The 20,155-nt window shown below is 65.0% G+C and carries 20 protein-coding genes and 1 pseudogene; 9 read left to right on the plus strand and 12 right to left on the minus strand.

The genetic code is table 11. The features are described from left to right. Window positions 1–24: 24 nt before the first annotated feature. From ACSQ89_RS16400 to ACSQ89_RS16415, 4 genes and pseudogenes are all read right to left on the minus strand, one after another. Window positions 25–324, minus strand: coding sequence for a superoxide dismutase (locus ACSQ89_RS16400; RefSeq protein ID WP_436295447.1), 300 nt, complete (start codon window positions 322–324; stop codon window positions 25–27). Between the two features lie 25 nt (window positions 325–349). Beyond that, window positions 350–921 (minus strand): annotated as a pseudogene (locus ACSQ89_RS16405) (flavodoxin family protein). Between the two features lie 261 nt (window positions 922–1,182). Then, window positions 1,183–1,878 (minus strand): helix-turn-helix transcriptional regulator, encoded by a 696-nt coding sequence (locus ACSQ89_RS16410; protein ID WP_436295448.1) that lies wholly within the window; start codon window positions 1,876–1,878, stop codon window positions 1,183–1,185. A gap of 1 nt (window position 1,879) precedes the next feature. Beyond that, window positions 1,880–2,812 (minus strand): NAD(P)-dependent alcohol dehydrogenase, encoded by a 933-nt coding sequence (locus tag ACSQ89_RS16415; RefSeq protein WP_436295449.1) that lies wholly within the window; start codon window positions 2,810–2,812, stop codon window positions 1,880–1,882. Window positions 2,813–3,082: 270 nt separating this feature from the next. On the opposite strand from ACSQ89_RS16415, the gene ACSQ89_RS16420 reads away from it, so the two are divergent. After that, on the plus strand, window positions 3,083–4,033 hold the full coding sequence (locus ACSQ89_RS16420) for a LysR family transcriptional regulator (protein ID WP_436295450.1): 951 nt from the start codon (window positions 3,083–3,085) through the stop codon (window positions 4,031–4,033). A gap of 571 nt (window positions 4,034–4,604) precedes the next feature. On the opposite strand, the gene ACSQ89_RS16425 is transcribed toward ACSQ89_RS16420, so the two are convergent. Beyond that, a complete protein-coding gene (locus ACSQ89_RS16425; RefSeq protein WP_436295451.1) occupies window positions 4,605–5,471 on the minus strand; it encodes a LysR family transcriptional regulator in 867 nt (288 codons plus the stop codon). A gap of 106 nt (window positions 5,472–5,577) precedes the next feature. Between ACSQ89_RS16425 and ACSQ89_RS16430 the strand changes: the two genes are divergently transcribed. The 4 genes from ACSQ89_RS16430 (at window position 5,578) to ACSQ89_RS16445 (ending at window position 9,617) form a co-directional block, all read left to right on the plus strand. Next, a complete protein-coding gene (locus tag ACSQ89_RS16430) occupies window positions 5,578–6,705 on the plus strand; it encodes a mandelate racemase/muconate lactonizing enzyme family protein (RefSeq protein ID WP_436295452.1) in 1,128 nt (375 codons plus the stop codon). 38 nt (window positions 6,706–6,743) lie between these two features. Continuing rightward, a complete protein-coding gene (locus tag ACSQ89_RS16435) occupies window positions 6,744–7,718 on the plus strand; it encodes a Bug family tripartite tricarboxylate transporter substrate binding protein (RefSeq protein WP_436295453.1) in 975 nt (324 codons plus the stop codon). A 95-nt stretch (window positions 7,719–7,813) separates the two neighbouring features. Further along, window positions 7,814–8,779 (plus strand): Bug family tripartite tricarboxylate transporter substrate binding protein, encoded by a 966-nt coding sequence (locus ACSQ89_RS16440; RefSeq protein WP_436295454.1) that lies wholly within the window; start codon window positions 7,814–7,816, stop codon window positions 8,777–8,779. Continuing rightward, window positions 8,772–9,617 carry an amidohydrolase family protein gene (locus ACSQ89_RS16445; protein ID WP_436295455.1) on the plus strand — a complete coding sequence of 282 codons (846 nt, stop codon included), beginning with the start codon at window positions 8,772–8,774 and terminating at the stop codon, window positions 9,615–9,617. Before ACSQ89_RS16440 ends, ACSQ89_RS16445 begins: the two co-directional genes overlap by 8 nt. Before the next feature lie 648 nt (window positions 9,618–10,265). On the opposite strand, the gene ACSQ89_RS16450 is transcribed toward ACSQ89_RS16445, so the two are convergent. From ACSQ89_RS16450 to ACSQ89_RS16475, 6 genes are all read right to left on the minus strand, one after another. Further along, window positions 10,266–10,676 carry a hypothetical protein gene (locus ACSQ89_RS16450; RefSeq protein WP_436295456.1) on the minus strand — a complete coding sequence of 137 codons (411 nt, stop codon included), beginning with the start codon at window positions 10,674–10,676 and terminating at the stop codon, window positions 10,266–10,268. Window positions 10,677–10,753: 77 nt separating this feature from the next. Next, window positions 10,754–11,002, minus strand: coding sequence for a hypothetical protein (locus ACSQ89_RS16455; RefSeq protein WP_436295457.1), 249 nt, complete (start codon window positions 11,000–11,002; stop codon window positions 10,754–10,756). 356 nt (window positions 11,003–11,358) lie between these two features. Further along, on the minus strand, window positions 11,359–12,348 hold the full coding sequence (locus ACSQ89_RS16460; protein ID WP_436295458.1) for a Bug family tripartite tricarboxylate transporter substrate binding protein: 990 nt from the start codon (window positions 12,346–12,348) through the stop codon (window positions 11,359–11,361). 58 nt (window positions 12,349–12,406) lie between these two features. Next, window positions 12,407–12,577, minus strand: a complete 171-nt coding sequence (locus ACSQ89_RS16465; protein WP_436295459.1) for a rubredoxin — start codon at window positions 12,575–12,577, stop codon at window positions 12,407–12,409. Further along, the gene (locus tag ACSQ89_RS16470; protein WP_436295460.1) at window positions 12,574–13,791 is read right to left on the minus strand and encodes a cytochrome P450; all 1,218 of its coding nucleotides are present in this window, start codon (window positions 13,789–13,791) and stop codon (window positions 12,574–12,576) included. Before ACSQ89_RS16470 ends, ACSQ89_RS16465 begins: the two co-directional genes overlap by 4 nt. Beyond that, window positions 13,788–14,459: a TetR/AcrR family transcriptional regulator gene (locus ACSQ89_RS16475; protein WP_436295461.1), complete on the minus strand. Its 672-nt coding sequence runs from the start codon at window positions 14,457–14,459 to the stop codon at window positions 13,788–13,790. The genes ACSQ89_RS16470 and ACSQ89_RS16475 overlap by 4 nt, the downstream gene beginning before the upstream one ends. Window positions 14,460–14,616: 157 nt before the next feature. Between ACSQ89_RS16475 and ACSQ89_RS16480 the strand changes: the two genes are divergently transcribed. From ACSQ89_RS16480 to ACSQ89_RS16495, 4 genes are read left to right on the plus strand one after another with little or no spacing between them, the layout of a single operon-like run. Beyond that, on the plus strand, window positions 14,617–15,786 hold the full coding sequence (locus tag ACSQ89_RS16480) for an acyl-CoA dehydrogenase family protein (RefSeq protein ID WP_436295462.1): 1,170 nt from the start codon (window positions 14,617–14,619) through the stop codon (window positions 15,784–15,786). Further along, window positions 15,783–16,928, plus strand: coding sequence for a CaiB/BaiF CoA transferase family protein (locus ACSQ89_RS16485; RefSeq protein WP_436295463.1), 1,146 nt, complete (start codon window positions 15,783–15,785; stop codon window positions 16,926–16,928). Before ACSQ89_RS16480 ends, ACSQ89_RS16485 begins: the two co-directional genes overlap by 4 nt. A gap of 22 nt (window positions 16,929–16,950) precedes the next feature. Then, entirely contained in the window at window positions 16,951–18,153 is a 1,203-nt protein-coding gene (locus tag ACSQ89_RS16490; RefSeq protein ID WP_436295464.1) for an acyl-CoA dehydrogenase family protein, read from the plus strand. Between the two features lie 6 nt (window positions 18,154–18,159). Further along, complete coding sequence (locus ACSQ89_RS16495; protein WP_093103478.1) at window positions 18,160–19,302, plus strand: acyl-CoA dehydrogenase family protein; 1,143 nt, start codon at window positions 18,160–18,162, stop codon at window positions 19,300–19,302. Here the strand turns inward: ACSQ89_RS16495 and ACSQ89_RS16500 are convergent. Next, a complete protein-coding gene (locus tag ACSQ89_RS16500; protein WP_436295465.1) occupies window positions 19,299–20,120 on the minus strand; it encodes an IclR family transcriptional regulator in 822 nt (273 codons plus the stop codon). The two genes, ACSQ89_RS16495 and ACSQ89_RS16500, sit on opposite strands and share 4 nt — an antisense overlap. Window positions 20,121–20,155: the final 35 nt, after the last annotated feature.

The raw sequence follows: 20,155 nt of genomic DNA on the forward strand, positions 1-20,155 counted from the left end.
GTACGTTCCTGTCTTCAAGCCGTCTCAGGCATTGCCGGGTGCGAAAAGCGATTCCCAGTTCAGGAACGGTCCGAGCGGGATGACGTCCCAGTCGAGAAGACCGGCCTTGGCCAGCGGAAACTCGCGCAGGGCTTTTCTGGCGGCATCGACGGATTCGCACTCGGCAATGATGGCAACGCCGGGGCGGTCCTGGCGGAAGTAGATGTCGCGCACGACGCCACCCTTGTAGAGCTGCCAGGCGTGTCGGGCTTCATCCTGCATGTGCGGCTGGTACTTTTCCAGGGTGGCACCGGGCTGGGGGATGTCGAGGCAAAGAAATTTCATTGAGACTCCTTGGTCAAAAAATTCATCAAGCGGGTTGAAGTCGGCGAACGGTATCGGCCACGCGCCGGCCCAGGTAGGTGGCGGTTTCCAGATCGCTGTTCATGGGGGTGTCGTCAGGCCCCTGGTCGCCGTTGGACTGCGCCATCGCGCCGAGCCAACTGCCCAGGCGATTGAGGTCATGCACGCTGCCGCGGCTGCTGTCGTTGCCGGCTTCAGGTCGAGGCCCACCCGCAACATGCCGTGCTGCTGCGCCGCAAACAGCGCCATCGAGATCAGCAAGTGCAGCTTGTCGCCGTTCTGCGCGCCCGAATTAGTGAAGCCGGCGGCCACCTTGTTGCCCCACTTCATTTCGTTCCGGGCGGGCTTGATGGATTCCTCGCAGAACTGCTTGAAGCGCGCGCTCGGCGAGCCGTTGTAGGTGGGTGAGCCGAAGACGATGGCATCGCTCGCCTCGAGCACATCCCAGGGAATGGGGCCGTCGGAAACAGCGATCAGGTGCACCTGTGCGCCAGCCACCCCAAGCGAACCTTCGGCCACGCTCCGGGCCTGCCTGGCCGTGTGGCCCCAGCCGCTGTCACGGAAGATCGGAATCAGCATTTGTCTTTCCCATTTCAAGATTCCCGTAGTCGCGGCGTGAGAGGAAGGTCGTAGACCAACAGAGTTCTGAGCGCACTTTGTGTCCCTGAATTCTCGATTTCGTCGAGAATTCGATACTAAGGTAGAAAAATAGTACCCAATGTAGAAACACATTCCCTAGCGGAAAGGTTCGAATTCACCAATGCGCTCGTCGAACGCTGCCCACCCCGGAATGGGTGCGTAGCCATCAGCGCAGGCATAGTGGCGCGCGGCCGGACCGCGCTAGGTGCTGTCGGCCTGGTTGCAGGGAAGCCCTTCTCGCCATTCCTTGACAAGCTGCCGGCGTGCACGCGGGTAGCGTTCGTCCAGAAAATCGACCGTCACGATGCGGTCTGTGCGAATACGGCAAAAGTCGCCGCTCGACTCGCACCATGCAGCAATCAAACGCTGCGATTCGACGAAGCCGAGCATGATCGGCCAGATCGTCCGCTGCGAAATCGCCCCGCTGTCATCCGCGTACCCGATGCGCATCTTTCGCTGCTCACGCATTGCCCGCCGTACCTGCGCCAGATCGAAGACCGATGCTTCTTTTCTTTTGCGAAAGATGTAGACGGTGTTGTCATCCAGCTCCGCTCTCATCTCGGGAGGGAGAACGCCATCGATTTTTGCGAGCGCGTTCTGGACGGCAAGCGCCAGGGCTTCGTCGGCGTGGCGGCTGACCCACTGCGCACCGACCACGAGCGCCTGGATCTCTTCTTCCGTAAAAGACAGCGGCGGCAGCAGAAAGCCCGGCCGCAGTATGTAGCCGACGCCAGCCTCACCATCGATATGCGCCCCGATGGATTGCAGCGTGGCGATGTCGCGGCGGATGGTCCGAAGCGATACGCCCGTCTCGCGGGCAAGTATTTCGCCGGACACCGTTCCACGATGCCGGCGAAGCACCTGCATGAGATCGAACAAGCGGTGGCTTCGCGACATGTCAGGCCATTGCCACGAGGCCTTTGCCGCCGAGCTTGCGGCCCGCTTCGAGAGCGGTGACGAGGCCTATCGCTTCATTCAGGGGGACGATCTCGGCGACCGGCATTCGGAACTTGCCGTCCTCTGCAGCACGGGCCAGGCTGTCGAGAACGTCGGGCCGCGGCGTGCAGACGATCGGTTTCAGTCGTCGGTTGAAGATCGAACGAATGAACTTGCCCGGCGTTGGATCGATGTCCAAGAACACGCCTTCCTTGCGCAGCAGGGCCAGGCCCAGTTCGGTCGTCATCGTGGCGGCCGTGTCGTAGACGACGTCGAAACGCTCGCGCAGCCTGGACAAATCCGTTGTCCGATAGTCGAAGACTGTCTGGACGCCGAGGGCCCGTGCCCGCTCCACGGTTCCTGCGCTGCAACTGCCAGAGACAACGGCCCCGTGCGTTCGCGCAATCTGGACAGCCGCTTCGCCGACGGCCCCGGTACAGCCGTTGATGAAGACATGCTGGCCGGCGGTCAGCTTAGCCTTGTCGACCAGCCCGTTCCACGCCGTGACGCCGGGGGTTCCTAGACAAGCCGCATCCTCGAAGGAGATGTTGCCGGGCTTCTTTGCCAAGGCAGTTTCGTTCGCGATCACGGCTTCTCCCAGCGCGCCGCTTTCCTTGAAGCGCGCAAGCCCGAAGACAGCATCGCCAGGGCCGAAGCGTGTCACTCCAGGAGCGACGGAGATAATCGTGCCGGAGAAATCGAACCCCATTGCGCGGGGAAAAGCATTGCCCGTAACGATCTTCATCTGGCCGTTGCGCAGCTTCCAGTCGATGGGATTGATGGCTGCAAACTTGACCTTCACGGCCACCTGTCCCTTACCCGGCGCGGCCAACTCGAAGTCGTCGAGCCGCATCAGCTCCGGACCACCGTACATGCCGTATTGAATGCGTTTCATAGCAGGCTACTCCTCGCGAACGATTCAGCGAAGCCCCGGATCACCACGCGCGCAATTTCCAGCGCGGCGCTACTAGCTTGGGTCACGATATTTTCCTTGTGTTGCCTGAGAAACTCAGTCTAGGCAACGCTGGTGCCAGGTTTTGGCACCAATCTTTTCGAGGAGCTTGTTGCCCCGCATTCCCACCAACGCTTGCGGCAGGCATACTAAGTAGAAAAACACTATCCAATGTAGAAGTGCATTCCCATGCCAGATGATCTGAATTCACCAATGCACTTTGTAAAGGCTCTTCCCGAGCGCCAAGAGCGGCTCGACGGCGTGACTTTGTTCGTGGACGTCGTGCGCCTCGGAGGCTTCACGCGCGCAGCCGAGCACCTGGGCCTCACCCGCTCGGCCGTGGGCAAGGCGATCGCGCGGCTGGAGGCTCGCCTGGCCGTTCGCTTGTTTCATCGCACCACGCGCGTGCAAAACCTCACCGAGGACGGCCAGATCTACTACGAACACTGCCTGCGCGCGCTCGCGGAGCTGCAGGCCGCCGAGGCGCAAATGGAGTCCGGTCGGCACAAAGTCGCAGGCCGTTTGCGCGTGTCCATGCCGGTGCTGTTCGGCCGCCATTGCGTCGCACCGATCCTGCTGGAGCTGGCGCGCGAGCATCCATCGCTCGAGTTGCTCCTGAGCTTCAGCGACCGGCCTGTGGATGTGCTGGCCGAAGGCTTCGATCTCGCCGTCCGCAGCGGCTTCCTGGGGCACGAAAGCGAAGGCCTGCGCGCACGCAAGCTGGTAGTGCAGCGCAAGCGGGTGTGCGCCTCGCCGGACTACCTGGCCGCACGAGGGCGACCGCAGAGCACGGGCGAACTGGCCTCACACAGCATCCTGTTGTACCGGCGTGCCGACCGCGTCAATATCTGGCAGCTACCCGACGCCACGGGCCGCATCGCCGACATGCCGCTCAGCTCACGCCTTCAGCTCGACGATCTGGAGGCCATCGCAGACGCGGCCACAGCCGGCCTGGGCCTCGCGTGGCTGCCCGAATGGCTGGTGCGGGAGCGCCTGCGCACGGGGGCGCTGGTCAGCCTGCTGGACGACCAGCCCGGCGTTGCGATGGACTGTTATGCCCTCTGGCCCTCTTCGTCGCACATGCCGCTGCGCCTGCGGCTGGCGGTGGACGCGCTGGTTGAACAACTGCCAAAGGTCGTCGGTGTGCAGGCCGAGCGCAGCTAGCGAGCCGAGTCGCCCCGGGCCTTCTGCCGCGGATCCTGGACGTGAACGACTTCGTGTTCGACCCGCTAGGGCGGCAGGGTGAGCAGCGGTTGCTGTCCTTCGCGGCCGCTTGGCGAATTCACGCTGCGAGTTTGACTGCGGACATTCTGAGGCCGCGAAGACATCAGAATCAACGATCGGCTCCAGGGTGTTGCAGACATCGCTCCTCGCCGGAGCTCAAAAAGCGCCAGGACCGTTTCAGTATCGAAGGCCAATCGAGTGGCGCTCGAGCGTGTCCAGCAACGCCTGGATCGCAAGCCAATGGCCATGACGCTGCGAAGATGCACCGTGGAGCACGTGCTCGGAACCTTCAAACGACCCCGGCGCACTTGCCGAGCACTGCCGATTGGACAAACCGCTGTTGGCAACTTTGCCGCGTCCGGGTCATGGCCTGCACACTGGAAGCCGAGCGTTTGCACACGGCCCTCGGCCCCGAGCCGTCATCCAGTTCGCTCCAAAGCCGCTGCTCAAAGCACCTACGACAGAGCGCCTTCGATCACGTTTGGAGCATCCCGAAGTTCGCGCTCGTTCGCTACTTCCGCTCAACGAGGCCGTAGAGTGCATCGGCCAGTGGTGACCGCTGGGAAGAGCGCGACCACACCATGCCGACTTCTCGTGACGGACACGGCTGGGGCAGTGGGCACCGTTTAGTTCGGCTATCGGACTTTCCAATTGCTGGCCAGTCCGGGAGGATTGAAACGCCGAATCCCTCGGCCACCAACTGTGCGATGTGCTCGATACCATCGAGTTCGAACCGCACCTTGGGCTTGATGCCGCGGCTTCGTAGGTATTCGTCGGCCATCTTGCCCGCAACCACCTTGCGGTCGTAGAGGATGAACGGCTCGCGCGCTGCGGTGAGCAATGGGTTCCGGACAGTCATGCCTTGGGGTGCCAGAAGAATCAGCGGCTCTCTCCTGAGCGTGCGCCACTCGCAGGTCTTGGGCATTGCGAAGGTTGGGTGAACCAAGATGGCCACATCCAAATTGCCGCCCATAACCTGCTCGAGCAACTTCGACGAAGTACCGGGCTCGATGTAGACCTGGATGGTCGGATGCGCGCTCATCCAGCGCCGCAGCAGCGCAGGGACCATACCCATCAATGCCGTGGGCGTCGCGCCCAGCCGCAACGGACCTGCCGGCAACCCGGTATCGGATGCGGCCGAACGCAGTTCTCGCACGTCCTTCAAAACTTCTCGCGCTTGGGTGACGATGCGCGCGCCAACGACCGTGGGCTTGACCGTTCGCCCTACGCGGGTCAAGAGCTGGCACCCGATGTCCGCCTCGAGAGAGCGCATCTGCTGCGTCACCGTCGTTGCCGGCAAATCCAGTCGGCGTGCGGCGTCAGCAATGGAGCCGCAGTCGACCACGGTCACAAAGCTCTGCAGGAAGCGCGTATCCATTCGACGGATTTTGCGTCATCTGAACCTTTGAAAGACACCTTTTTTGACCAGTCATTGATTGGCAAAGTTGCGCCCATCAATCCTGATGTCCGTCTAAGGAGCCCATATGCCCATCATCCAATCCATTGAAGTCTGTGTGGCGCGAGTACCGCTGGAAAAAGTCACTTACCTGTCGAACCGCACAGTGGTCGACCGCCACTATGGCTTGGTCAAGGTCCGTAGCAGCGACGGAGTCGAAGGCATCGGCTTTTGCTATGTCGGCAACGCCGCTGGTGAAATCTTCCGCGTTGCCGTCGAGCAGTTGCTGGCGCCAGTGCTGATCGGGCGCGACTCCCTGGGCGTTGAGGGTCTGTGGAAAGACATGTACCAGGAGGCCCTCCTGCAGGGGCGCATGGGCACTGTCCAGCGCGCCTTGAGCGCGCTGGACATCGCGCTGTGGGACCTCAACGCGCGCAATGCCAAGCTGCCGCTTCACAAGTATCTCGGGGCCGTGGAACTGGAGACCGTCGCGGCTTACGCGAGCGGCGGCTACTACGTGGACGGCAAGTCGGCCGAGCACGTTGGTGAAGAAATGGCCGGCTACGTCGAACTGGGGTTTAAGGCGGTCAAGATGAAGACTGGCCGCTGGAGCCCTCAAGGTGAAGAGTCCCGAGTTAAGGCGGCCCGCGAAGCCGTCGGCCCAGACGTCGAACTGATGCTCGACTGCAACAACGGCTGGATTGATACGGTGCAGGCGATGCAGTATCTGCGCCGCATTGAACAGTACGACCCGTACTTCATCGAGGAGCCGTTCAGCCCCGACGATGTCGAAAGCCACGCGCGCCTCGCCAAGCTGACCCGTATTCCCGTGGCAACCGCAGAAATCGGCTACGGCCGCTGGTACCACAAGCACCTCCTGGACATGGGTGCCGCCGCAATTCTGCAAACCGATGCTGCTGTCTGCGGGGGCATCACGGAGTGGAAGCGCATCGCTGCCATGGCTGCTGGCTACGGCATCCAGATGTGCCCCCATTGGTTCCACGACGTTCATGCCCCCTTGGTGGCGTCCACGCCAAACGCACGCTATGTCGAGTTCTTTTGGGATGACCAAGTGCTCAATTTCCGCCGGCTGTTGGACCGCCAGTTGGAACAGACCAAGGGTCGCGTGGTTCTGCACCAGATGCCTGGCCTGGGCTTCAACTTCGACGAAGCCCAAGTCTCGAAGTTCGGCCGCTGGACCAAGGTCGGCAACTGAGCCGTCGCGGGGGTACGAACACAACCAGGAGACACCGAATGCACCGTAGACACTTCCTTTCATCGGTCGCCGCCGTGGGAGCGCTTTGCGCGAATCCGGCATTCGCCCAAGGCAAGCTGCCCGCCGGGCCTGTGCGAATTCTTGTGGGCTTCTCCGCAGGAGGCGGCACGGACATGCTTGCGCGCCTCATCGCGAACAAGCTCAATGTCTTGTGGGGCATCCCAGTCATCGTTGAGAACAAGGCCGGCGCGGCAGGTCTCATTGCAGCGGCCGAGGCGGCGAAGGCGGCTCCTGATGGGAACACGCTCATGATGGGCCATATCAACGCTCTGGGCATTGCTCCTGCGCTCTACCCCAAGCTCGGCTTCTCGCCGGACAAGGACTTCGCCGCCATCGCGCTGGTGGGACAGACGCCGCAGGTCCTGGTCGCAAGCCCCAGGTCGTCCGTAAGCATGCCGGCTTTGCTTGAGCAGCTCAAGAAGAAGCCCGGTGAAGTGAGCTTCGGCTCCTCTGGCACAGGTTCGGCACAGCACTTGGCTTTGGCTTTGTTCGAGCAGTCGGCAAGCGTCTCCGCGCTGCACGTCCCGTACAAGGGAGCATCCAACGTGATGACGGACTTGGTAGGAAGCCAGATCGACTACGCGTTCGAAGGGATGACCACCGCGTCACCCTTCATCAAGGGCGGAAAGGTCAAGGCCATCGCTCAGACTGGCTTGAAACGTGCGAAGGCCTTCGCCGATGTCCCCACGGTCGCTGAACAGGGCTATCCGGGCTTCAGCGCCAGCATCTGGTTCGGCCTTGTTGGGCCCGCCAAGATGCCGGCGGATGTGGTGGCGCGCATCAACAGCGACGTGAACAAGATTCTCGCGATGCCGGATGTCGTGAGCAGACTGGAGGAGTTCGGCGCCGAAGATGGCGGCGGTACGCCGCAGCGCTTTGACGCGTTCATGCGCGACGAGCGCGCCAAGTGGGCCAAGCTCATCCAGTCGCGCGGTATCAAGGTCGACGCCTGACGCGCGCCCTCGTTCAGAAGAAAGAAGCGCCGGGCACCAGCGCTCGTGCATCGCTTATGCCAGGGCACTGGCAAGCATCAACTCGGAGACACAACATGAATATCACCCGTCGGTCGGCCATCGTGGCCGGCGCCTCGCTCGTGGCAGGCGCGTCCTGGAGCCAAGCGCTGCCTAACAAGCCCATCACCCTGGTTGTTCCCTTCGCACCCGGCGGCAACGCTGACATTGTGGCGCGCTCCATTGCGCTGCCATATGCCAAGCTGTTGGGACAGAGCGTTGTCGTCGACAACCGAGGCGGCGGGGGCGGCGCCATCGGGACGGCCATCGTATCGAAGGCGCCCGCTGATGGGGCGACGCTACTGGCGGCCACTCCCGGCCAGCTCGGCACATTGCCTCACATGTTCAAGACGCCGTACAAATTGGAAGACTTCGTTCCCATTGGCGTTCTGAGCAAGACCTCCATCGCCGTTGTGGTTCGAAAAGGCGATGCGCGTTTCAAGACGGTCGAGGAGTTCATCACCTATGCTCGCGCCAACCCCGGCAAGCTGAATGTGGGCCACGCCGGCCCCGGATCACCCAACCATCTGGCCATGCTGCAGTTCGAGAACGCCGCGAACTGCCGCTTCACGCCGGTCGCCTACAAGGGCTCGGGGCCCGCGTTGATCGATATGCTGGCGGGAACCATCGATGTCATGTTCGACCAGGTCAGTAGCTCCCTTCCCCACCTGAAGTCCGGCACGCTGACCACGCTGGTGGTGCTCGGCCCCACGCGCGACGCGGCAGTGCCTGACACACGCTCCCTGAAGGAAGCCGGCCTGCCGGAATTCGACGCGAGCACATACATTGGGCTACTTGCGCCCAGAGGTGTCGCGGCCTCAGTTGTAGCGGCCCTCACCGAGGCAGCACAAAAGGTAGCCAGCGACCCCGCGTTCGACCGGGGACTGAAAGCGATTGGTAGCGGCGCCCACTATGAAGACCCGAAGCGGTTCGCCGAGATTCTCAAAGCGGACGAGGCCTTGGCCGTCTCGCTCGTCAAACAAGGGCGATTGGTCAATGAGTAGCGAGAGCCAGGCGGCAACCGGGCAATGGTGGGACTGCCACTTTCATGTGTTTGACAACGCCCGCTATCCTCTTGCGCCGGGCGGTGCCTACATTCCCAAGGACGCACCGCTCGATGCGTTTCGAAAGGTGTGCGAGTCAAGAGGTATCCAGCGCGCAGTCCTGGTTCATCCCAGCGTTTACGGAGCGGACCATTCAAGTTTCGAGGATGCGCTGGCCGCGAATGGCGACTGGCTCCGGGGCGTTGCCGTCGTTTACCCCGACGCGGCCGTTACCTCCGATGCGCAGATTGCCCGGTGGCACAAGCTCGGCGCTTGCGGCACTCGCATCAACCGGCTCTTTCCAGGTGCACCAGACGACATCGAAAGCGTCATCGACCGGGTAAAGCCCTTCGGATGGCATATCCAGGTGCTCGTTGACTTGGTAGAGGATCTTGGCTTGATCAAGCAAATTGCTGCCAGCGGCATGCAAGTCGTGGTCGACCATTTCGGCCACCACCCGGTTGACGAGCTGCTGCGCAGCTCTGCCTTCGCGGACCTGCTGTCGCTTATGCGTGAGGGGCAGGCCTGGGTCAAGCTGTCGGGCCCGTACAGGCTGCAGCGGACTGAGGGGCCGTGGCGCTCGCTGCGCCCGGCGGTCGATGCGTTGGTCGCCGCAAACTCCCGGCGGCTGGTGTGGGGAAGTGACTGCCCTCATCCTCCGAACTCAAAGCATCCATTTCCTCCGCCTGAACCGTCTGAGATCCGTCTGACCATCGCGCACTGGCTGGACGGGCCTGAACTGCTGAGACGTGTCATGCACGAAAATCCGGGTGCGCTATACGACCGCAGTCGGCTGTGACACGGGAGGAGCGTAGCGACACCGACCACGACGCATCGGCGAACGGCGTCGACCTGGCCCGGCCGTCGCACGCCCAGCGAGTTGCCGAATGCAAGAGGTGACAAGAAATGCCGGAAAGTCGCAAACCGGTGACAAGCGATGCCGGAATATCGCCTCATCCCGTGCGATTCGCCTGCAAACCAGCGACAAGTGATGCCGGAATCGGCGTCATTCTTTGCTCAAATCCACAAATCATGTGGATTCCGGAATAACTTGGCCGGAATGACAAGATATGCCGGAAAAAGCGGCGACACGATATGCCGGAAAAATGGCAGGCAGTTGATCGAGCCCCGGCCTATTAATCCGTCGGTCCCTGGTTTGAGCCCGGGTCGAGGAGGCACTACAAGCCGCATAGGCACAAAGGGTTCCGCTACTAAATCGGTAGCAACACCCTTTTTCATTCCAGCCCGTGTCCACCTTTGGCCATTTCCAGCTTTGTCTGCAGGTGCCGACGGGTCGCGGTGCAAGCGTGCCCCGGCCACCTCCACACGCTGTTAGCCCCTTTCGGCTGTACTTGAACCGTTCGGCGGGACCTGCCTAAAGGCCACCCCGGCACGCGACGGCGACGCGGCCGGCGAAGGCCAGCGCGATGCCGAGGCAGCGCGCGGCCTAGCCCGTCAGCCAGGCAGCGAGGCCGGGGCCGTACCGGATTGCGACAGGGGGCGCGCCGAAGGCCGTCTGCGGCCCGGGGCCGCCCCGGCCCGCATCCTTGAGCAGGGCCAAGAATTCGCGATTGATGCGCATCGAGGCGTTGAAGACCGCCATGACATCGTCGATATCGATTGTGTCGAGCATTCGCACCTGATCCGCTGTGTCCTCGTCATAGTGCCCGGTCGCCTTGTTGCGTACGCCGGACCAGCCGCGCAGGGTCGTGAGCTGCGTGCGGCATTCCTTGCGAACGGCGCGGTACGCGGCCTGCGACACGGTCATGCCGCGCTGCGCGGCCAGGACGATCGCGCGCTGCGACAGCTTGCCGACCGCCTGTTCGTATTCGTACATCCGGTGCACGAGGCCCTTCATCGCGACGCGCTATAGCCGCTCTGCGCGGTAGTAGGCCGGCTTGAAGCCGCGCCTGTTGGGCTGAATCGGCGTTGGCACTACTTCGTCCACATTGCCTGCACGACAGGCACCGCGACTGTCAGGACCGCCGCGACGGTCCCAGCGATGCCGGCGGCGCGCGCCCACCACAGCATCTTCGCGTTGTCCGCCTTGCTCGCCTGCGCATCCTGGCGGATTGCCTCAAGTGCCGCGACGGTGCGGTTCTCGGCCTCCTCGGTCGCGTTCAGCCGGCGCGTGTTCTCGCGCATCGTGTCGACGATGTGATCCGACGACGAGACGCGCAACACCCTCGGCTCATTGATGGTGCGCCTTGCCGTCGCCGTGCGAATCTGTTCCGTCCAACTCTGCGCTCGATGTCGTCAACGGTCGTGCGCGGCGACGAATCTCGGTCTCGTATTCATGTGCGTAGCCCCCTGCGTGTAGCGCACCCTGGAGGGCCTGCTCGCGCCAAGCGAGAGCGCGCTCACGCAGATCAGCGTCGGAAAGGTCGCCGGGTTCAGTCATTGGTTGATTCTGACGTGGCACGCGGTCTCGCTGGCGTGAACGGTTGCGCGCAGCAATCAACAGTTAGTTCACAAGAGTGCCCACCAGCATCGACAAGGTTCTGGCGAACGCGCCGGTCGGATTGAGGTGCGACCCAGATTCATTCCTTCAGGACGATCCGGCCGTCTTCGATGAGGCGCCCCATCTTCTCGTACTCGGCGGCCAGGAATGCGGCATACGCCTTCGACGTGCCGCCGACGCGCTCCACCGCCAGCGCCAGCATCTTCTCGCGGACTCGGTGGTCGGCCAGCACCTCATTGGTGGCCCGGTTCAGCTTGTCGATGACCGGCACCGGCGTACCCGCCGGCACGTTCAGCCCCACGAAGGTGTACGCCTCGTAGTCCGGGTAGCCCTGCTCGGCCACCGTCGGCACATCCGCAAGCGAGGGCGAGCGCCGCTTGCCGGTCACGGCGACCGGCTTGATCCTGCCGGCCCGGATCAGCGGCTCGGCCACCGCGATCGAGCCGAACGCCAGATCGACGTGACCCGCCATGAGGTCGGTGAACGCCGGGTTCTCGCCCTTGTAGGGCACGTGATTCAAGCGGATACCCGCCAGCTTCTGGAAGTATTCGCCCGCCAGGTGCTGCGGACCGCCCTGCCCCGTGGTCCCGTAGCTGATCTGGCCCGGCTTGCTCCGCGCCAGCTGTACCAGCTCGGGCACCGTGTTCGCCGCGAGCGTGGTGCGCGCCACCAGCACGTTGGGAACGTTGTGAACATGGATCACGGGCATGAGGTCCTTGCGCGGATCGAAGCCTTGCTTCATCAGGTGCGGCTGTATCACCTGCGGGCCGGTGGTGCAGAAGCAGACGGTGTAGCCGTCGGGCGCTGACTTCGCGACATGGTCGGTCCCTATCGAGCCGGCTGCCCCGGCCTTGTTCTCGACGATCACGACCTGGTCCAGCACCCTGCCGAGTTCCTGCCCCACGAGCCGGCCGAGCACGTCCGTCGCTCCGCCTGCGGGAAAGGGCACCACCAGGTGTATCGGCCTGGCGCGGGGGTAGTCCTGCGCGCGCGACGAAACGGAGAACCCGAGCGCCAAAGCGACCATGAGCAGGGAGCCCAAAGCACGAAACAGCGTTGCAGAGACCATGGCCATCACCTGATATTCATGATTCTGGTGCCGGTACTTCGTGGGGTCACTGGGGTCTTCACTCCTCGACCGGCGCGAAATCGCTCTTCGTCGCGCCGCAATCCGGGCAGCACCAGTCATCCGGCACTTCGGCCCACGCGGTGCCGGGCGCGATGTCGTGGTCGGGATCGCCGAGAGCCTCGTCGTAGACATGCGCGCAGAAGAAGCACTGCCATTTCTTCGTGTTCACCGCGCGCGCACCTCCCAGATCAGCGGCAGCTCGAAAAGCGTGGCGTTGACGCCGGCGCGCACGCCGCATTCCCTGCCCGGCTCGATCTGGAAGTCGGGAATGCGCTTCAGCCATTCCTCGAGGAAGATCTTTATCTCGGTACGTGCCAGCAGCGAGCCCGGGCAACGATGCGCGCCGTTGCCGAAGGTCGAATGGATCGGCGTGCGGCGCTGGAAGTTCACCGCCATCGGATCGTCGAACTGGCGATCGTCCACGCCGTGCAGCGTCGTCGGCATCACGACCATGTCGCCGGCCTTCATCTCGACGCCCTTGTACTGCATGTCCTCGCGCACCATGCGGCCTTGATTGACGACCGGGAAGCGGCGCAGCAGTTCCTCCACCGCCGCCGGGATGCGATCCGGGTGTTCGATGAGCTCCCTGCGGTGCGCCGGGCTGGTGGCCAGGAAGCGCGCCGCGAAGCCCATCGCCGAGGCCACGGTGTCCAGGCCGCCGATCAACACCAGCGCCACCATGGGGATCACCTCCTCGTCGGTGATCGGCCGCCCGTCGACCTGCGCCTTGGTCAGCTGGCTGATCGCGTCCGGGCCGGGGTTCGCCCGCCGCTCCTTCACCTTCTGCGCGGCATAGCCGAAGATGTTCATGTAGCTCTGCTCGCGCTCGGCTTCACTGCTCGGGCGCACCTGCTGATCGGCCCAGGCCAGCAGTTTTTCGCGGTCTTCGACCGGCAGGTCGACCATGCGCATGAATATGCCGATGGGCAGGTGCTGGGCGAACTCGCCGACGAACTCGCAGCGACCGCGCGGATAGAAGCCCTCGATCAGCTCGATCGCCTGCTCGCGCGCGCGCCCCGCGAGGGCCGACACCGCCTTCGGCGACAGCAGCGGGGACAGCAGCGTGCGGTACTTCGTGTGCTCCGGCGGATCGAGAAAGATCGGAGGCATCCTGTGCGTGTTGCGCTCGGCGGGCACCACGAGCTTCTGCGAGGTGAAGCGCTCCGCATCCTTGAAGATCTCGTAGATATCCTCCCCGCGCGTCGCAACCCAGTGCCCGCCATTCTTCGGCGTCCAGAAGATGTCGGGGATGCCGGGATCGTGCAGGCGCTTCAGCGCGGCGTGATAGTCGCCATCGGCGACCTCGACGTTGTACAGGTCGAACTCGTGCACCAGCGCGGCGGGCACGTGCGGCGGGATTCGGTCGGCAACGGAATGACTCATGTCGGGGACCTCTTGGGCGAAGTGCGGGCCCTGCGGCTCGTGGGGCGGGATGCGCGTGCCGGGCCGGCGATCGCCAGCAGCCCGCGCAGGTAGAGCAGGAACATGTCGCCGGCGTAGGCGGGGTTGCCGCGCTGCGCGCCGTGGCCGCTCTGCAGCGCCAACGAAGCGCCGAAGGACAGGGCCGCCGCGGCGAGCGCTTCGGGCGCAGCCGGCGGCTCCTTGCCGGCCTTCTCGAACATGGCCGCGAAGACGCGTGCGACGTGCCGGTGGTGGGCGGTGATGAAGGCGTGATAGTGGACGGCGAAGTCCGGATTGCGCTCGGCATGCAAGGTCAGCTCGATCCACAGCAAACCACCGTCGCCGTCCCGTCGGGAACGTCGGAAGCGCGCCAGGAACCCTTGCAGCACGGCCTCCGCGTCCTGCGCCTCGGCGACCACCCTGCCCCACTCGGTGGCTTCGCGTTCGAGCCATTCGCTCATCAGCTCGAGCAGCATGTCTTCCTTGGTGGTGTAGTTCGAATAGAAGGCACCCCGGCTCAGGCCCGCGGCCTGACTGATGCCATCTACAGACGCCGCACCGACGCCCTGGTCGGCGAACGCCCTGGTGGCGGATCTGCGCAGGCGGGCCTTAGTGACCTCGCGCTTCTCTTCACGGCTCAACGCTTGCATGAATGTCTCCTTCAAATACAGTTATGTATTCTAATTTTCGCTCGATGTTCTGATATTGGTACACACCCTAGGCAAGGTGTTTCATTCGTCACGCTTCTTGACGTCTCTCTGTCGGACGTTCAGAATTACGCACTATGTTCATATATTAGACCGACCAGTGTCCTCCACAAGCTACGACCTGAGCGACGACCAGAAGGCCATCCAGGACCTGATCCGGCGCTTGGCGCGCGACAAGGTGGCGCCGCGCGCCGACGAGATCGATCGCACGGCCGAGTACCCGCACGACATGTTCGAGCTGCTCAAGGGGCTGGGCCTGTTCGCGCTGCCCTTCCCCGCCGAATACGGCGGCACCGGCAGCACGCTGTCGGCCTGCGTCGCGGTCGAGGAATTCGGCCGCGTGTGCTACAACACCGGCTACCTGCTCGTCGTGCAGTGGACGCCGTTCGGCGCGATCCTTGCCGGCGGCACCGAGGCGCAAAAGCAGCGCCTGCTGCCGGGCCTGGCAAGCGGCGAGCTGCGCGGCGCGCTGTCGCTGACCGAGCCACAGAGCGGTTCCGACGTCTCCGGCATCAAGACCACCGCGCGCCGCACGGCCGACGGCTATGTGTTAAACGGTGCGAAGATCTGGTGCACCAACGCCAACATCGCCGACTTCATCCTGGTCGCCGCGAAGACGCAGGACGAAGCCGGGCAGCCGCTCGGCATCAACCTGTTCATCGTCGATCGCGGCACGCCCGGTCTGACGGTGGGCCGCAAGGAAGACAAGATGGGCGCCCGCGGCGTGCCGTCGTGCCCGCTCTTCTTCGACCAGGCGCGGATTCCGGCGGAGAGCCGCCTCGGCCCCGAGGGCGGCGAAGGCTTCAAGGTCGCGATGGAGGCGCTCAACACCAGCCGCCCGATCGTCGCGGCGCGTGCCGTCGGCATCGCGCAAGGCGCGATCGACCATGCCGTCCGATACATCCAGGAGCGGCGCGCCTTCGGCCAGGCGATCAGCGACTTCCAGGGCGTGCGCTGGATGCTCGCCGACATGGTGATGCAGACCGAAGCGGCGCGCCAGCTGGTCTACCGCACCGCGGCCATGGTCGACGCCGGCGTGACGGGCCGGGCGCTGGCGCCGATGGCGGCGATGGCCAAGTGCGTGGCCTCCGACGTCGCGATGAAGGTGGCCACCGATGCGGTGCAGCTCTTCGGCGCCGCCGGCGTGTCGGCCGAGTATCCGATCAACCGCTACTTCCGCGATGCGAAGGTGGTGCAGATCATCGAGGGCACGAACCAGATCCAGCGCAACATCATCGCCAACAGCCTCCTCGGGAAGGCCGGCCGATGACGGGACCGCTGGCCGGCCTGAAGGTCGTCGAGCTGGCTGGCATCGGCCCGGGCCCGATGTGCGCAATGCTGCTTGCCGACCTCGGCGCCACCGTGATCCGCGTCGACCGCAAGCAGCCTGTGAAGCTGGGGCTCGAGCGGCCGCTCAAGTTCAACACGCTGCTGCGCAACCGCGGGTCGATCGCGCTCGACCTGAAGCAAGCGGCCGCGGTGGAGGCCGTGCTCGGGCTGGTCGAGCAGGCTGATGCGCTGATCGAAGGCTTCCGCCCCGGCGTCACCGAGCGCCTCGGCCTGGGGCCCGAGGTCTGCCTCGCGCGCAATCCGCGCCTGGCCTACGGGCGCCTGACCGGCTGGGGTCAGAGCGGGCCGCTGGCGCAGGTGGCGGGGCACGACATCAACTACCTCGCCATCACCGGCATCCTGGAGGCGATTGGCCGCGAAGGCCAGCCGCCGTCGATCCCGCTGAACCTGCTCGGCGACTATGCGGGCGGATCGCTGTACATGGCCGTCGGCCTGCTCGCCGCGATCCTGGACGCGCGCCGCACCGGCCAGGGCCAGGTCGTCGACGCAGCGGTCGTCGACGGCGCCGTGCACCTGGCGACGACCTTCCACGGCATGGTCGCCGGCGGCATCTGGCGCGAAGGCCGCGGCGGCAACCCGACCGACGGCGGCTCGCATTTCTATGACTGCTACGAGTGCGCCGACGGCCGCTGGATCGCTGTCGGGCCGATTGAGGAGAAGTTCTTCGCCGAGCTGCTCGCCCGGCTGGAGATCGACGCCTCGAAGCTCGGCCCGCAGATGTCGCGCGAGCACTGGAAGCCCGCCAAAGAGCTGCTCGCCGCCACGTTCAAGAAGCGCACGCGCGACGACTGGGCGGCGCGCCTCGAGCAGACCGACGCCTGCGTGTCGCCGGTGCTGAGCTTCGCCGAGGCAGCGCGGCATCCGCACCTGAAGGCGCGCGGCAGCCTGGTCGAGATCGACGGCATCGTGCAGTCCGCGTCTGCGCCGCGCTTCTCGCGCAGCACGCCCGCCATTCCGACGCCGCCGCAGCCGGTCACGCCGGGGAACACCGACCGGGCCTTGTCGCGCTGGTTCTCCCAGGACAAGATCGCGGCACTGCGACGCGACGGCGTCATTGATTAGGGTCTGTTGACCTGGACACCCCATGGACCTCCGCTACACCGACGAAGAACTCGCCTTCCGCGACGAGGTGCGCGCCTTCTTCGCGACGGCGCTGCCGCCCGAGATCCGCCGCAAGTGCGAGCTCGGCCAGCGCATCGGCAAGGACGAGATGAAGCGCTGGGTGCGCATCCTGCACGACCGTGGCTGGGCCACGCCGTCGTGGGCGCCCGAATGGGGCGGCACCGGCTGGGACGCGGTCAGGCAGTACATCTTCAAGGAAGAGCTCGCGATGGCACCGGCGCCCGAGCCGATCTCCTTCAACATGAACATGATCGGGCCGACGCTGATTGCCTTCGGCAGCGAGGAACAGAAGCGCCGCTTCCTGCCCCGCATCGCGCGCATGGACTATTGGTTCTGCCAGGGCTTCTCGGAGCCGGGTGCGGGCTCGGACCTGGCGGCACTGCGCACCAGCGCGGTCCGCGACGGCGACCACTACCTCGTCAACGGCCAGAAGCTGTGGACCTCGACCGCGCACCATGCCGACTGGTGCTTCCTGCTTGTGCGCACCGACCCGGCAGCGAAGAAGCAGCAGGGCATCACCTACCTGCTGATGGACATGCGTTCGCCGGGCGTCTCGGTGCGGCCGATCGTGACGATCGACGGACACCACGAGACCAACGAGATGTTCCTCGACAACGTGCGGATCCCGGTGGCGAACCGCGTCGGCGAAGAGAACAAGGGCTGGGACTACGCCAAGTACCTGCTCGGTCACGAGCGCAGCGGCATTGCCCGCGTGGGCGTCTCGAAGTTCCGGGTGCGCCGCGCCAGGCAGCTGGCCGCGCAGGTGCTGCAGGGCGGCCGGCCGCTGATCGAGGACGAGCGCTTCCAGGAGCGCGTCGCCGAGATCGAGGTCGAGCTGAAGGCGCTCGAGATCACGCAGATGCGGCTGATCGCCGAAACGGCCAAGCGCCCCAACGGCAAGCCCGACCCCAAGTCCTCGATCCTGAAGATGAAGGGCTCGCAGCTGCAACAGGCGGCGGCCGAGCTGCTGCTGGAGGTTGCGGGACTGCATGCGCTGGAGTTCGACCCCGGCTTCGTCGCCGGCCGGCCTGACGCGGCCGAGGAGGCCGACGACTGGGCGCTCACGATCGCCGCCAACCACTACTGGGCGCGGCACGTGTCGATCGTCGGCGGCTCGAACGAGATCCAGCGCAACATCCTCGCCAAGACCGTGCTCGGGCTCTGACCAACCATGGATTTCGACCTCACCGATGAGCAGCGCATGCTGCAGGACAGCCTGCAGCGGCTTTTGGCCGAACGCTGCGGCTTCGAACAGCGCCTCGCCTGCCGCGACGAGCCCGCCGGCTACAGCCGCGAGTTGTGGTCACGCTATGCCGAGATGGGCCTGCTCGGCCTGCCCTTCGCCGAAGGCGACGGCGGCCTCGGCGGCGGCCCCGTCGAGACCCTGATCGTGATGCAGGCCCTCGGCCGTGCGCTCGCGCTCGAGCCCTACCTCCCGACAGTGGTGCTGTGTGGCGCCTTGCTGCGCCAGGCCGGCTCGGCCGCGCAGCGGGATGCGCAGGTGGGCGCGATCGTCGCCGGCGAGCGCACGCTGGCCTTCGCCTCTGCCGAAGCCCAGTCGCGCTACGACCTGGCCGACGTGGCGACGCGGGCCGAGCGCGAGGGCGACGGCTGGCGGCTCTGCGGCACGAAACGGTTCGTGCTGGCCGGCGACAGCGCCGACCTGCTGATCGTCTCGGCCCGCACAAACGGCGACTCGCGCGAGTGCGACGGCGTGTCGCTGTTTCTCGTCGACCCGGGCGCCGCCGGCGTCACGCGCCGCGGCTACCGCACGCAGGACCACCAGCGCGCCGCCGACATCTGCTTCGATGCAGCGCACGTGGGTGCCGACGCCTTGCTCGGCCCCGAGGGCGCCGCACTGCCGCTGATCGAGCACGCGATCGATACCGCCACGGCCGCGCTGTGCGCCGAAGCGGTCGGCGCGATGGAGCGGGTGCACGAGATCACCGTCGAGTACCTGAAGGTGCGCAAGCAGTTCGGCGTCGCCATCGGCAGCTTCCAGGCGCTGCAGCACCGTGCGGTAGACATGCTGGTCGCCGTCGAGCAGGCGCGCAGCATGGCCTTCTATGCAGCGATGATGTGCGGCGAGCCCGACCCCGCAGCGCGCGGCCGCGCGATCTCCGCCGCCAAGGTGCAGATCAACAAGAGCGCGCGCTTCGTCGGGCAGGAGGCGATCCAGCTGCACGGCGGCATCGGCATGACCGAGGAATGCCAGGCCGGACACTACTTCCGGCGGCTGTCGGTGATCGAGATGCTGTTCGGCGACACCGCACACCATCTGCGGCGGGTGGCGGCCGCAGGCGCAATGAGCTAGGCCGCTCGCGCCTCGATGCCGCCGACCACGCCAGACGCCTTCGCCGCGACTTCCTTGACCGCGGCCTTCAGCTGATCGAGCTCGTTGCGGAAGCGATCCGACGGTCCGGCGATGTTCAGCGAGGCGACACAGTTGCCGTCACCGTCGAACACCGGCGCGGCCACGGCGGCCAGCCCGACCATGTAATTGTCCACCGAGGTCGACACGCCTTCGGCGCGGATCCGGTCGAGCTCGCGCGAGAGCGACGCGCGCGTGAGCGGAATCGCCGTCCTGACCTTGAACTGCACCGACGACAGGTAGGCATCGCGCCAACGCTTCTCGGTATAGGCGAGCAGCAGCCGCCCGGCGGAGCTGGCATAGAGCGGCCGCGTGGTCCCCACCGGAATTTGGTAGCGCACCGGGTGCGGGCTGTCGATGATCTCGACGTAGGTCAGCACCTCTGCATCGCGGTTCAGCACACCCAGCAGCACGGATTCGCCGGTGCGCTGGCAGAGCTCCTCCATGAACGGCCGGATCATCTTCGGGAAATTCCAGGCCGACATCACGCTCGCGGCCAGCCGGAAGATCGAAGGCCCCAGCCGGTACTGACCGGCGCTGTGGATCAGGTAGCCCTCCGCGACCAGCGGGCGCAGCAGGTTCAGCAGGCTGCTTTTCGGGGACTCCAGCGTGACGTTGAGCTCGGCCAGCGACATGCCGTCGGGCGTCATCGACAACACGTCGAACAGGCCGAGCAGTCGCGTGAGCGAGCGTGGGCCGGTGACATCGCGATCCGCGGGGAGGCTTGTGTTGTTGTCTTCGACGATTTTCTTGGTGGCCATTGAATCCCCGTGCAGGCTGGACGGGCCGCTCAGTT

It is taken from the genome of Variovorax sp. LjRoot175 (genome assembly GCF_964253805.1).
Classification (GTDB): Bacteria; Pseudomonadota; Gammaproteobacteria; order Burkholderiales; family Burkholderiaceae_C; genus Variovorax.